This is a genomic window from Aliiroseovarius sp., from assembly GCF_030148435.1.
In the GTDB taxonomy this organism is placed as follows: Bacteria; Pseudomonadota; Alphaproteobacteria; order Rhodobacterales; family Rhodobacteraceae; genus JASBTN01.
The window spans coordinates 23804-35852 of the sequence record NZ_JASBTN010000028.1 but is presented as its reverse complement, the minus strand read 5'-3'; the positions used below and the strand labels follow the sequence as shown (position 1 = coordinate 35852).

Sequence of the window (12049 nt, the reverse complement as noted above, 5' to 3'; positions counted from 1 at the left end):
CTGCTGGCCCTGGGATCTGGACATGTGGATGGAGCTGAACAACGGACGCACGCTGACGCTCTATGACCTCGGGCGGGTGCCGATGGGCGGGCGGGTCGGCCTGTCGAAGGCATTGATCGAAAGGAAATGGGGCATTGCCGTCGCCGGAGGTTCGATCCGCTATCGCAAGCGGGTCACGGCCTTTCAGCGGATCGAGATGCGAACCCGGCTGTTGGGCTGGGATGAACGGTTCTTCTACATCGAACAGGGCATGTGGGTGAAGGGCACCTGTACCAGCCACGTGCTGCTGCGCACGGCCGTGACCGGCAAGGGCGGCGCGGTGCCGACGGTCGAGGTCGCGGGCGCCATGGGGCTCGATCCGATCAGCCCCACCCTGCCCGACTGGGCCGAAGCCTGGATCACCGCCGACGCACAGCGCCCCTGGCCGCCACAGATGTAATCCTTGCCCCAGCCCCAAATCCCCTGTCATATCGGGCAAAACAGGGGCAGCAGGCATGGCCGAAATATCCGCGAAAAAACGTATTTGGGGCTGGTTCTTCTTCGACTGGGCCAGCCAGCCCTACAATACGCTGATCCTGACCTTCGTTTTCGGCCCCTATGTCAAGTCGCTGATCGGTGACGGGGCCGAGGCGCAGGCGACCTGGGGCTTTACCGTCGGCTTTGCCGGGCTTTGCATTGCTTTTCTGGCACCACTCCTAGGCGCGATTGCGGACAATTCCGGCAACCGGCTGCGCTGGATCTGGCTGTTTTCGCTGATGTATGTGACGGGCGGCTTCGGCATCTGGTTCGCCGCACCTGATCTGCCCAGCCTGACCTGGATCTTCGTGCTGTTCGCGATCGGTCTCATCGGTATGGAGTTTGCGACGATCTTTACCAATTCGATGCTGCCGGACCTGGGCACCAGGGAGGAAGTCGGCAGGCTGTCCGGCAATGGCTGGGCTTTCGGCTATGTCGGTGGGCTGATCGCGCTGGTGATCATGCTGACGCTGTTTGCCGAAAGCCCCGAGGGCAGGACACTGATCGGAATGAAACCCCTTTTGGGTCTGGACCCCGCCGCACGCGAAGGCACCCGCTTTGTTGGGCCGCTGACGGCGCTCTGGTACATCATCTTCATGGTGCCCTTCTTCCTCTGGGTGCGCGATCCGAAACACACGAACCCCGACCCCCTGCTGATCCGCCACGCGATGGGAGAGCTTGGCCGCACCATCAGGCGCCTGCCGCAAACGCCCAGCCTCTTTGCCTACCTTGGCAGCTCGATGTTCTATCGCGACGCGCTCAACGGGATTTACACATTTGGCGGCATCTATGCGGCAGGGGTGCTGAACTGGAGCGTCGTGAACGTCGGCATCTTCGGCATTGTCGCGATCATCACTGGCGCGATCTTTGCCTGGCTGGGCGGTAAGGCAGACCATGCGTTCGGCCCCAAACCGGTGATTGCGTTCTGCATCACGGTGCTGACTGCGGTGGCAATCTGTTTCGTCTTCATCTCGCGCGACAGCGTCTTCGGCATGGCCGTGGGCGCTGACAGCAGCCTGCCAGATATCGGCTTCTACGTGCTGGGTGCGGTGATCGGCGCGGCGGGCGGGGCGTTGCAGTCGGCCAGCCGCACGATGATGGTGCGCCAGGCCAATCCCGAACGCATGACCGAAGCCTTCGGGCTTTATGCCCTGGCCGGCAAGGCAACCAGTTTCATCGCGCCCTTTGGCATCGGCGTGGTAACGGCGATGACCGGCAGCCAGCAATTGGGCGTCATCCCGCTGATCATCCTTTTCGTGATCGGACTTCTTCTGCTACGCTGGGTCAACCCCAACGGGCAGGGCAGTTCCTCATGATCACACGGTTTCTTTCAGCACTTCTGATTTCCCTGGCGCCGACGATCTCGGAGGCCGATGCCCCGGCCAAGCAGCTTTTCGGCGCGGCGGGTGCCGGGTCCGAACAACGGGCGCGGGCCTTTGGCGGCTATGCCAAGGGCTGCCTCGCGGGTGGTGTGCAACTGCCGGAAACCGGGCCGACCTGGCAGGCCATGCGCTTGTCACGCAACCGCAACTGGGCGCACCCGGACACGATTGCCTTCATCGAACGTCTGTCCGCGAAGGCGGCCGGGCTGCCTGGCTGGAACGGGCTCTATATCGGTGATATTTCACAACCGCGTGGCGGCCCGATGCTGACCGGCCATCGCAGCCACCAGATCGGAATGGATGTCGATATCTGGATGCGACCTGCGGTGAACCTGTCGCTCAGCACGTCGGAGCGGGAGCGCATCAGTTCGATCAGCATGCAGCGGTCCAAGGGCGCCTATGTGAACAGCGACTGGACCCGCGCCCAGCACGAGATCATCAAGGCCGCAGCCCAGGACCCGGCTGTGGCGCGCATTTTCGTCTTTCCCGGCGCGAAGGTGCAGATGTGCAACGACGAAACAGGCGACCGTGCCTGGCTGCGCAAGGTCCGGCCCTGGTGGGGGCATCATGCTCACTTCCACGTCCGGCTGAAATGTCCTGGCGGGTCGGGAAAATGCGAGAACCAGGCCCCGCCCCCTGCAGGGGACGGGTGTGCAGATGCTCAGAAATGGGTGGATGACATCCTGAATCCACCGCCGCCCAGGCCGCGCGACCCCAATGCCCCTGCACCAAAGCCGCGCCGTGACCTCATCCTGTCGGACCTGCCCCGCCAATGCGCCGGCGTCTTGTCCTCGCGATAGGAGCGATCCTTGTCCCTGTTCTGGGGCTTGGATATCGCTCCGACCCGCCCGACCGCGCCCGATTTCTGTCCTCGGTTCCGTGGTGTGAAACTTGCCGATACTTCGGCGGCATTTCCGGCCTGGAAGTAACCGAAGACGGGATGCGGTTCATTGCCGTTTCCGACGCGGGTTGGATCGGCAGAAGCGAATTTACCCGTGAAAATGGGGTGATGGTCGAAGCAAAGGACGCGCCGCTACGTCGCGTCGGACGGAAGCCCGCGCAGAGTGCCTCCGACGACAAGGAGCGACAGGACTCCGAGGGGCTTGCCCTGTCCGCAGACGGCCGCCTGTTCATTTCCTTCGAGTTTCGCCAGCAGATCGTCGAGTTCTTTGCGCCGGACGAAGCATTGTCCCCGCTTCCGCGCCACCAGGACTTTCCTGGCATGTGGGAGAATTTTTCACTCGAAGCCGTGGCGATCGATGACGATGGCGCTCTGTACACATTGCCTGAGCGCCCAAAATTCCTGGCCAAAACCTTTACTGTCTACCGGCTTCGGGATGGCCGTTGGGACACCAGCCTATCAATCCCGCGGCGCAAGCCATTCCTTCCGGTGGGCGCGGACATTGGTCCCGACGGGAAACTCTACATCCTGGAACGGCATCTTGGCGGGCTGCTTGGGTTTTCAAGCCGCGTACGGCGGTTCGACCTTGGCCCGGGAGGCATAGGAAATGAAGAAACCCTTCTCGAGACCGGCCCCGGTGTCCACGACAACCTGGAAGGGCTGGCCGTCTGGCGGGATTCCGACGGCCTGATAAGACTCACCATGGTCTCGGACGACAATTTCCGCAGCTTCCAGCGCACCGAGATTGTCGAATACGTGGTTCCGGAATGACTTGACGCACGGGGGGCGGCGGGTATAGACCCCGTCCGTTCCCGCGCGAGCGCGGGCACCAAGTCGCCGCTACCTTGTCAAAACGGATCAAAGCTATGACACGACTTCTTCCCGGCGTTCTCGCCATGGCCGCCATCGTGGTGGCCTCCAACATCCTGGTTCAGTTCCTGCTGCTGGACGGCCTGCTGACCTGGGGTGCCTTCACATATCCCTTCGCCTTCCTCGTCACCGACGTGATGAACCGCATCTACGGCGTGGGGCCCGCCCGCAAGGTGGTGCTGGCCGGCTTCGTGACCGGGGTGGTCTGCTCGCTTGTCGGCAGCCAGATCATGCTGCAGGGTGACGGGTTCGAATATGCCGCCGTACCGCTGCGCATCGCCGTGGCCTCGGGCATCGCCTTCCTCTGTGCGCAGATGCTGGACGTGGCGGTTTTCAACCGGCTGCGCGAAGGCAACTGGTGGCGCGCGCCGCTGGCCTCGACCATCGTGGGGTCCATCGTCGATACCGCGCTGTTCTTCACGATTGCGTTTTCGGCTTCGATCACCTTTTTCGGCGCGAACGCCGATACGGCGATCAACTGGGCCTGGGGCGCTGCACCCTTCCTGACGGCCGGTCCGGAAGCGCCTTTGTGGGTGTCGCTGGCGGTGGCCGATTGGCTGGTAAAACTGTCCATTGCGCTGATCGCTTTGGTGCCATTTCGCCTGCTGGTCACAAGGTTTTCACCAAGTATTGCGTGAAAAGTTTTGACAAACGCAAAATATGTGGCACCCTTCTAGTATCGAAACAGCGAGAAAGGAGGTGTCCATGTCAAGAGATGCAACGGAGCGAGGTGCCGGGACAGTCTAGGACGCTGTTTGTCGGGGCAGCCCCCGACAAAATAAGCGGGCCGGACTGGCGAGCAGTCTAACCGGCCCACACCTCCAAATTCTCGGAAGGGTCGTCCCAACGTGGGCGACCCTTTTGGTTTCAAGTGAGGCAAGCTGGGGGTTTCACACCCCGCCGCCATTGTCGCTCGGACCGATGGCGCAACAACGGCGACCCCGTGGGATATTTCTGGAAAGATGAAAGGGGGACGTTTAGGGAAGGGGCATGATCCGTGTTACCGACGATATCATTCTGCAAGATTGGGAATTGACCGAGCAGTTCAGCCGCTCGTCGGGCCCCGGCGGGCAGAATGTGAACAAGGTTTCGACCGCCGTCGAGCTGCGCTTCGAAGCCGCGCGCAGCCCCGCGCTGACCGAGGCGGTCAAGCGGCGGCTCAAGCGCATTGCCGGGCGTAAATGGACCCAGGATGGTGCCATCATCCTTCGCGTCGAGGACACCCGCAGCCAGGCCCGCAACCGCGAGATTGCCGCCGAAAGGCTGGCCGAGATGATCCGAAAGGCGCTTGTCGCCCCCAAGCGGCGCATCCCCACCAAACCGACTCTGGGGTCGAAACGCCGCCGCATGGACGCCAAGGCCAAGCGCGGACAGGTCAAGGCCCTGAGGGGCCGCGTGCAGGAGGACTGAATGACCGATACCAAGGACCTGCTGGAGCGACGCGAGCGTCTGCTCGGCCCGAACATGACCACCTTCTATCGCGATCCTGTACACTTGGTGCGCGGCGAAGGCGCTTGGGTCTGGGACGCGGAGGGCAACCGGCTGCTGGATTGCTACAACAACGTGCCCCATGTCGGCCATTGCCACCCGAAGGTGGTCGAGGCGATCACCAGACAGGCCTCCACGCTGAACACCCACACGCGGTATCTGCACGAGGGTATTCTGGATTACGCCGAGCGGTTGACCAGCACCCTGCGCCATGACCTGGACGCGATGATCATGGTCTGCACCGGGTCCGAGGCCAATGACATCGCCCTGCGTATGGCAAGGGCGGCGACAGGCAGGATGGGGATCATCGGCACCGACAATACCTATCACGGCAATACCGACCTGGTGAGTCACCTGTCCTCGAAACGCACGCCGATCGGCGGTCCGGTGGGCTATGTGAAGAAGGTGCCTTCGCCGGACAAGCTGCGCCCGCTGGGCGGCTCGTTGGAGGCGCAGGGAGAAGCCTTTGCCGCCGAGGTCTCCAGGGCCATCGCCGATCTGGAGGCGGAAGGCCACGGTTTTGCCGGTCTGATCCTGGACCCGTTCTTCGCCAACGAGGGCGTGCCGATGCTGGAACGCGGCTTTCTTGATCCGGTGTCGAAGGTGGTTCGCGCTGCGGGCGGGGTGATCATCGCCGACGAGGTGCAGCCGGGATTCGGGCGCACGGGTGCGGATTTCTGGGGACACGAACGTATCGGCCTTGTGCCGGACATCGTCACCATGGGCAAGCCGATGGGCAACGGCCACCCGGTCGCCGCCGTGGTGGCGCGGCCGGAGGTGCTGGCCGAATTCCGCAATACTTTCAGCTATTTCAACACGTTCGGCGGCAACCCGGTGTCCGCCGCTGCCGCAACGGCGGTGCTGGACGTGTTGGAGGAAGAAGGGCTGATGCAACAGGCCCATGAGGTTGGAACGCACACTCTGGCGCAATTGGGCCAGCTTGACCACCCGCTGATCGCCGATGTGCGCGGGGCCGGCATGTTCATGGCGATCGAGTTCGCCGAAGGCCGGGACCTGACCCCGGCAACGGAATTGGTGAGGGATCTTGTCGAATCGTTGCGCGAACGCGGCATCCTGACAAGCTCGATGGGGCGTGACCGGCACATCCTGAAGATCCGCCCGCCGATGTGTTTCTCGCACGAACAGGCCAACCTGCTGGTGGACACGCTGGACGCCGCGCTGAAGGGGCTGCCCGCATGAGCGAGTTGAAGCAAGCGCTGCGCGCCTGGAATGCGCGCGAGGTCCGGCTGATCAAGGACCGCGAGAATGCGGTCTACGAGGTGCGAATCGGCGGCACCCGCGCCGCCCTGCGCCTGCACCGTCCCGGCTACCAGACCGAGGCCGCGATCCGGTCCGAGATCACGTGGATGGGCGCGTTGGCCGAAGCGGGCATGTCCGTGCCTGCCCCGGTGCCAACGCCGGGTGGCGAGCAGGTCGTCACCCTGTCGACCGGGCGGCTGGCCACGGTGGTCAGTTGGGTCGGGGGCTCCCCGATCGGCGAAAGCGGTGTGCCGCTGGAGGGGAGCGAGGCCGACCAGGTCAGGTTGTTTCACACGCTGGGGCGCGAAGTGGCGCGGATGCATAACCTGACCGACGCGATGGACCTGCCGGAGGGATTCGACCGCCACGCCTGGGATCTGGACGGGCTCTTGGGCGAGACCCCGTTCTGGGGTCGGTTCTGGGAAAGCCCGGCGCTGACGGCGCAGGAACGCCACCTGGTGAACCGCGCCCGCGCCGTGGCCCGCGACCGCGCCCAGGCCTTTGCCGAAAACGGCGCGGACTTCGGGCTGATCCACGCCGATGTGCTGCGCGAGAATGCCTTCGTGAAAGAGGGCGCCATCACCCTGATCGACTTCGACGATGCCGGGTTTGGCTTTCGGCTCTATGACATTGCGGTGATGTTGTCGCAAAACGAGGAGGAGCCGCACTACCCCGCCATCCGGGCGGCCGTGATCGCGGGATATCGCGAGTTGCGAGACCTGTCCGGGGAGGCGGAAGAGCTGCTTGACATGTTTCTGATGCTGCGCCGCTTTGCCTCGATGGGTTGGGCGGTGCCGCGCCATCAAGAAGACAGCGCGGTTCTGCGGCTCTATACGGAGCGCGCGGTCAGGGCGGCGCGGGCGTTTCTGGCGGGCTGAGGGGGCCTCGCCCGCGGCTCGGTCGGACAGGGGCCGCGCTGCGCGCGGCAAGGGGCGCTGCCCCTCGCGCTGGCGCGCTCACCCCGGGATATTTCCGGCAAGATAAAGAGGGGCGCCTGCCCCGGCCCCGTGCGGATATGAGCCCGGTCGGGGCGGGACAGGTCAGACGATCACGTCCAGCTCGGTCTGTGCACCCACCGCAAAGACACGTTTGTATCGGTCGATTTCGGACGCTGGCCCCATGGCCTTGTTCGGGTTGTCGGACAGTTTCACCGTGGGCTGCCCATTGGCAGACACCGCCTTGCAGACCAGGGAAAACGGCGCCAGCCGGTCCTCGGGCACGAGGCCACGGAAATCATTGGTCAACAGAGTGCCCCAGCCAAAACTCGGCTTCACCCGTCCGGCAAACTGCTGCTGCAATTCGACAATCTTTTCGACATCCAGCCCGTCGGAAAAGATTACCATCTTCTCGCGCGGATCTTCACCACGCTCTTCCCACCAGCGGATTGCGACCTCTGCCCCTTCGGCAGGGTCGCCGCTGTCCACACGAATCCCGGTCCAGCCCGCCAGCCAGTCCGGCGCGCCGTCCAGGAATCCCTTGGTGCCGTAGGTGTCCGGCAGGATGATGCGCAGGTTGCCCTCGTGTTCCTCGTGCCAGTCGGCCAACACGTCATAGGGGGCCTGGCGCAGTGCCTCGTCGTCCTCGGCCAGTGCGGCGTAGACCATTGGCAGTTCATGCGCATTGGTGCCTATTGCCTCAATATCGCGTTTCATTGCAATGCGGCAGTTCGACGTCCCGACGAATTCTTCACCCAGCCCTTCGATCATCGCCTGCACACACCAGTCCTGCCACAGGAAACTATGCCGCCGCCGCGTGCCGAAATCCGCGATGCGCAGCTCTTTCAGGCCGCGAAGCACCTGGATTTTTTCCCACAGCTTGGTCATGGCGCGGGCATAAAGCACCTGCAGTTCAAACTTGCCCATATCGCGCAGGACGGCGCGGCTTCTGAGCTCCATCAGAACCGACAGGGCCGGGATTTCCCACAACATGACCTCGGGCCAGGTGCCTTCGAAGGTCAGCTCATACTGATCGCCAACCCGTTCCAGGTGATAGGGTGGCAGGCGTAGATTCTCGAACCATTCCATGAAATCAGGGCGGAACATCTGGCGCTTGCCATAGAAGGTATTGCCGCGCAGCCAGGTGCTTTCACCCCGGCTGAGGCTCAGCGAACGGATGTGATCGAGCTGTTCGCGCAAGGCACCTTCGTCGATCAGCCGGGCCAGCGGCACGGACATGGTTCGGTTGATCAGGCTGAACGTCACCTGCGTATCGGCGCGATTGCGGAACACCGACTGGCACATCAACAGCTTGTAGAAATCCGTGTCGATGAGCGACCGCACGATCGGGTCGATCTTCCAATGATGGTTGTAGACGCGGGTGGCGATATCGACCATGGGCGTTTCCTTTGTTCCGGCCATGGTTAGCGCAAGTTTCGGGGCTTGTGTAGGGCCGGGTGTGCCGGGTTTCCGATCAGGTGATGGTAACGCCGGCCGCTGCCATCTGTTCCAGTGCGATGCCAAGCGATCCGTCCAGGTCGATGGCACGGCACAGATCCGCGCGCACGGTGACGTCGAAGCCCAGCCGCGCCCCGTCGGTGGCGGAATAGGCAACGCAGAAATCGGTGGCGAGCCCGACCATGGTCAGACGGGTGACACCCCGCGTATGCAGGTAGCCTTCCAGGCCGGTGGGCGTGGACCGGTCGTTTTCGAAGAAGGCCGAATAGCTGTCGATCTGTGGCCGGAACCCCTTGCGGATCACAAGATCGGCCGGGTCGGTGTTCAACCCGGCATGGAAGGCCGCGCCATGACTGCCCTGCACACAGTGATCGGGCCAGAGCACCTGCGGGCCGTAGGGCATCTCGACCATGCCGAACGGCTCCTTCCCCGCATGCGACGAGGCGAAAGAACTGTGCCCGGCCGGGTGCCAATCCTGAGTCAGCACCAACGCGCCGAACTCCTCCATCAGGGCGTTCACGCCGGGCACGATCGCATCACCCTCCGCCACGGCCAGCGCGCCACCCGGGCAGAAATCATTCTGGATGTCGATGACGATCAGGGCTTCGGTCGCGTCGCGCATGGGGGCCTCCGTTTCCACTTGGCACTAGGGGTAGGCGGCGGCGGCGCGCCGGTCAAGCGCTTGACCTTCGCGACCGGGCGTCCACACTGGCCCCATGGAACTGCTTCGCTATCCTTACCGTGCCGATCCCGGGTTGATGCTGATGATCCTGGGCTTTTTCGGCGCGCTGACGGCTGTGCTCGGCTGGGTGCTGATCTCGGGTGGCGGGGCGTGGTACGCACAGGCTCTGTTCCTGGCCGGTCTGGTGTTCACCATCATGGGCTACCTTGGTCTGACCCGGCGCGGAGAAGTCGTGTTGGACACCGAAGCGATTTCCGCTCCGAAAAGCCTGCTGCGACGCGAAGTGGTGCACATTGCGCGGGCTGATCTGACCTCGGTCGAATTGCGTGGGCGGCGCAGGGATCGCTACCTGTGGCTGCGCGCAGGCGACCGGAAGCTGGTGATCGCCGAACGGGGGCTGCCGGGTGCCGAAGCCTTTGATACGCTGGTGGCAGCCCTTGATCCGGGGCTTGGCACGGCGTAGACGGACGCCATGTACACGATCGCCGCGCTCTATCACTTTACCCGTTTCGATGACCCTGCCGCCATTCGCGGGCCGCTTTACGATTTCGCCGTGGCGCAGGGCGTGACCGGCTCTCTGTTGCTGGCCAAAGAGGGGATCAACGGCACCATCGCCGGACCGCGCGCCGGCATCGACGCGGTGCTGGCCCATGTGCGCGCCCTGCCCGGCTGCGCCGATCTGCACTGGAAGGAGGCGACCGCGGCCGAACAACCCTTTGGCCGCATGAAGGTGCGCCTGAAGAAAGAGATCGTGACCATGGGCGTGCCGGATGTCGACCCGCGCGCCAGTGTTGGCCACTATGTCACGCCGCAGGACTGGAACGAGCTCATTCAGGCCGAAGATGTCGTGGTGATCGACACGCGCAACGACTACGAGGTCGCCATCGGCACGTTCGAAGGTGCGATCGACCCCGAAACTGCCACTTTCCGCGAGTTTCCCGCCTGGTGGGAAGCCAACAGGGAGCGTTTCCACAACAAGCGTGTGGCGATGTTCTGTACCGGTGGCATTCGCTGCGAAAAATCGACCAACTACCTGATCAGCCAGGGGGTCGAGGATGTCTATCACCTCAAGGGTGGTATCCTGGAATACCTGGAGCAGGTTCCGGCCGAGGACAGCACCTGGCAGGGCGAGTGTTTCGTGTTTGACGGACGGGTGTCCGTGGGGCACGGGCTCGCCCCCGGCCCGCATGTGATGTGCCACGCCTGCCGCCGCCCGATCCGCCCCGAAGACAAGGCCCGGCCGGAGTTCGAGGAGGGGGTCAGCTGCCACCTCTGCATCGGCGAGTTTGACGAGGCGCGGCGCGAACGGTTCCGCGAGCGCCAACGCCAGATCGCACTGGCCGAAGCCCGCGGCGCCCGGCACATGGGACCGCGCGGCTGATCTTCAGAAGTCGATACTGTCCGCGTCGTTTGCGATGTCCAGCACCCTGGCCACCAGACCCAGTATCGTCGTGGCGCCCGAAATCGGGCTTTCACTGACCATCACCGTGTCCTCCGGCTCGATCCGGAATTGCCCGGCCGAGAAAAGACCGTCCGCCGAAGTCAGATCGACCACGAACACGCTCCGCGCATGGGCAGGGCCGGACATGCCGTCGCGAACCACGTTTTCGGGATATTCACGCAGGATCAGGATGCCCTTGGGATCGGCCCGGGTCTCGGCCAGGCCACCGATCAGCGACAAGGCGTCCAGCGCGGTCACGACATCCTGCGGGAACGCGACGATGGTCTCGCGTTGAGCAGCCCCGAGCGAACGGAAATAGCGCGGGTCGGCCTCGACCAGGAGCTTGTCGCCTCCGTGCAGGATCGTATCCAGCGACGGGTCGCGATACAGCCGTTCAAGCGAGGTCGCATAGCTTTTGCCGGCGCGGATCAGGCGCACCTGCGGGTTTTCGATCGACGCCGACGCGCCGCCGGCGGCCGCAATGGCGTTCAGGACGGTATAATGCGTATCCGACAGGGGATAGGCGCCGGGACTTGACACACCGGCCACCACGCTGACCGAACCACGCGCGCCGGGTTTCACGTTCAGCTGCACCTGCGCTGAGGGCACGATCTCTTCCATCTTGCGCTGGATACGCGCGCGCGCCTGGGTGCGGCTGAGACCGGCCACCTGCACCATGGAGACGAAAGGCAGGAAAATCGTGCCACCGGCCGAGACCTGCATATCCGCCATATCGACCATCTTCTGGGCTTCGGTGGTGATCAATGAGGTTTCCTCACTGTCCCAAACAACGATATCCAGGATGTCGTAGGGCTGGATCGCCCGATCCGCGGGCGGGGCACTGTACCCGATCCAACCGTCGCTTTCCTGTCCGGCCCGCGAGGCGGGCCAGCCGGCGACGATTGGCAGGAAGTCGCGCGTGACCATATGCACGGCGAACTGGGGTTCCTCCGCCCCGGACCGGGTGGACAGAATCTCCGATTGGACGCCCCCACCGCGCGGCAGGCTACATCCGGCCAGGGCTGCGACGGCCAGCATCGTCAGAAGCGAACGGATCACATGTTCCCCCATGGATTCGAGTATTGGCAATGTCAGCCGCTGCACCACCATAGGGAG

The 12049-nt window shown here is 63.8% G+C and carries 13 protein-coding genes; 10 read left to right on the top strand and 3 right to left on the bottom strand.

Features of this window, described 5'->3' with window-relative positions:
* The 8 genes from Q1V43_RS05390 to Q1V43_RS05355 all read left to right on the top strand — a co-directional run.
* A partial coding sequence (locus Q1V43_RS05390; protein WP_300514911.1) for an acyl-CoA thioesterase occupies positions 1–439 on the top strand: 439 nt, incomplete at its 5' end.
* Between the two features lie 28 nt (positions 440–467).
* The gene (locus tag Q1V43_RS05385) at positions 468–1832 is read left to right on the top strand and encodes an MFS transporter (RefSeq protein WP_366146207.1); all 1365 of its coding nucleotides are present in this window, start codon (positions 468–470) and stop codon (positions 1830–1832) included.
* A complete protein-coding gene (gene mepA, locus Q1V43_RS05380; protein ID WP_300514907.1) occupies positions 1829–2698 on the top strand; it encodes a penicillin-insensitive murein endopeptidase in 870 nt (289 codons plus the stop codon). Before Q1V43_RS05385 ends, mepA begins: the two co-directional genes overlap by 4 nt.
* Positions 2671–3570: an esterase-like activity of phytase family protein gene (locus tag Q1V43_RS05375; protein ID WP_300514905.1), complete on the top strand. Its 900-nt coding sequence runs from the start codon at positions 2671–2673 to the stop codon at positions 3568–3570. Before mepA ends, Q1V43_RS05375 begins: the two co-directional genes overlap by 28 nt.
* A 95-nt stretch (positions 3571–3665) precedes the next feature.
* On the top strand, positions 3666–4307 hold the full coding sequence (locus Q1V43_RS05370) for a queuosine precursor transporter (protein WP_300514903.1): 642 nt from the start codon (positions 3666–3668) through the stop codon (positions 4305–4307).
* A gap of 352 nt (positions 4308–4659) precedes the next feature.
* The gene (arfB, locus tag Q1V43_RS05365) at positions 4660–5079 is read left to right on the top strand and encodes an alternative ribosome rescue aminoacyl-tRNA hydrolase ArfB (protein ID WP_300514901.1); all 420 of its coding nucleotides are present in this window, start codon (positions 4660–4662) and stop codon (positions 5077–5079) included.
* Positions 5080–6357, top strand: a complete 1278-nt coding sequence (locus Q1V43_RS05360) for an aminotransferase class III-fold pyridoxal phosphate-dependent enzyme (protein ID WP_300514899.1) — start codon at positions 5080–5082, stop codon at positions 6355–6357. It begins immediately after the preceding gene.
* On the top strand, positions 6354–7295 hold the full coding sequence (locus Q1V43_RS05355) for a phosphotransferase (RefSeq protein ID WP_300514897.1): 942 nt from the start codon (positions 6354–6356) through the stop codon (positions 7293–7295). Before Q1V43_RS05360 ends, Q1V43_RS05355 begins: the two co-directional genes overlap by 4 nt.
* A 162-nt stretch (positions 7296–7457) precedes the next feature.
* Here Q1V43_RS05355 and pncB read toward each other — a convergent pair whose 3' ends face one another.
* Both pncB and pncA read right to left on the bottom strand, forming a co-directional pair.
* On the bottom strand, positions 7458–8750 hold the full coding sequence (pncB, locus tag Q1V43_RS05350) for a nicotinate phosphoribosyltransferase (RefSeq protein ID WP_300514895.1): 1293 nt from the start codon (positions 8748–8750) through the stop codon (positions 7458–7460).
* 76 nt (positions 8751–8826) lie between these two features.
* Positions 8827–9432, bottom strand: coding sequence for a bifunctional nicotinamidase/pyrazinamidase (pncA, locus tag Q1V43_RS05345; RefSeq protein WP_300514892.1), 606 nt, complete (start codon positions 9430–9432; stop codon positions 8827–8829).
* Positions 9433–9526: 94 nt separating this feature from the next.
* On the opposite strand from pncA, the gene Q1V43_RS05340 reads away from it, so the two are divergent.
* Positions 9527–9955, top strand: coding sequence for a hypothetical protein (locus Q1V43_RS05340; RefSeq protein ID WP_300514889.1), 429 nt, complete (start codon positions 9527–9529; stop codon positions 9953–9955).
* Positions 9956–9964: 9 nt separating this feature from the next.
* A complete protein-coding gene (locus Q1V43_RS05335; RefSeq protein WP_300514886.1) occupies positions 9965–10873 on the top strand; it encodes a rhodanese-related sulfurtransferase in 909 nt (302 codons plus the stop codon).
* Between the two features lie 3 nt (positions 10874–10876).
* On the opposite strand, the gene Q1V43_RS05330 is transcribed toward Q1V43_RS05335, so the two are convergent.
* Positions 10877–11992 (bottom strand): polysaccharide biosynthesis/export family protein, encoded by a 1116-nt coding sequence (locus Q1V43_RS05330; RefSeq protein WP_300514883.1) that lies wholly within the window; start codon positions 11990–11992, stop codon positions 10877–10879.
* Positions 11993–12049 lie beyond the last annotated feature (57 nt).

Bases quoted from the DNA above. Each gene is read 5' to 3' on its own strand.
- mepA (WP_300514907.1), top strand. From the start codon at position 1,829: ATGATCACACGGTTTCTTTCAGCACTTCTGATTTCCCTGGCGCCGACG.
- Q1V43_RS05375 (WP_300514905.1), top strand. From the start codon at position 2,671: ATGCGCCGGCGTCTTGTCCTCGCGATAGGAGCGATCCTTGTCCCTGTT.
- Q1V43_RS05370 (WP_300514903.1), top strand. From the start codon at position 3,666: ATGACACGACTTCTTCCCGGCGTTCTCGCCATGGCCGCCATCGTGGTG.
- arfB (WP_300514901.1), top strand. From the start codon at position 4,660: ATGATCCGTGTTACCGACGATATCATTCTGCAAGATTGGGAATTGACC.
- Q1V43_RS05360 (WP_300514899.1), top strand. From the start codon at position 5,080: ATGACCGATACCAAGGACCTGCTGGAGCGACGCGAGCGTCTGCTCGGC.
- Q1V43_RS05355 (WP_300514897.1), top strand. From the start codon at position 6,354: ATGAGCGAGTTGAAGCAAGCGCTGCGCGCCTGGAATGCGCGCGAGGTC.
- pncB (WP_300514895.1), bottom strand. From the start codon at position 8,750: ATGGTCGATATCGCCACCCGCGTCTACAACCATCATTGGAAGATCGAC.
- pncA (WP_300514892.1), bottom strand. From the start codon at position 9,432: ATGCGCGACGCGACCGAAGCCCTGATCGTCATCGACATCCAGAATGAT.
- Q1V43_RS05340 (WP_300514889.1), top strand. From the start codon at position 9,527: ATGGAACTGCTTCGCTATCCTTACCGTGCCGATCCCGGGTTGATGCTG.
- Q1V43_RS05335 (WP_300514886.1), top strand. From the start codon at position 9,965: ATGTACACGATCGCCGCGCTCTATCACTTTACCCGTTTCGATGACCCT.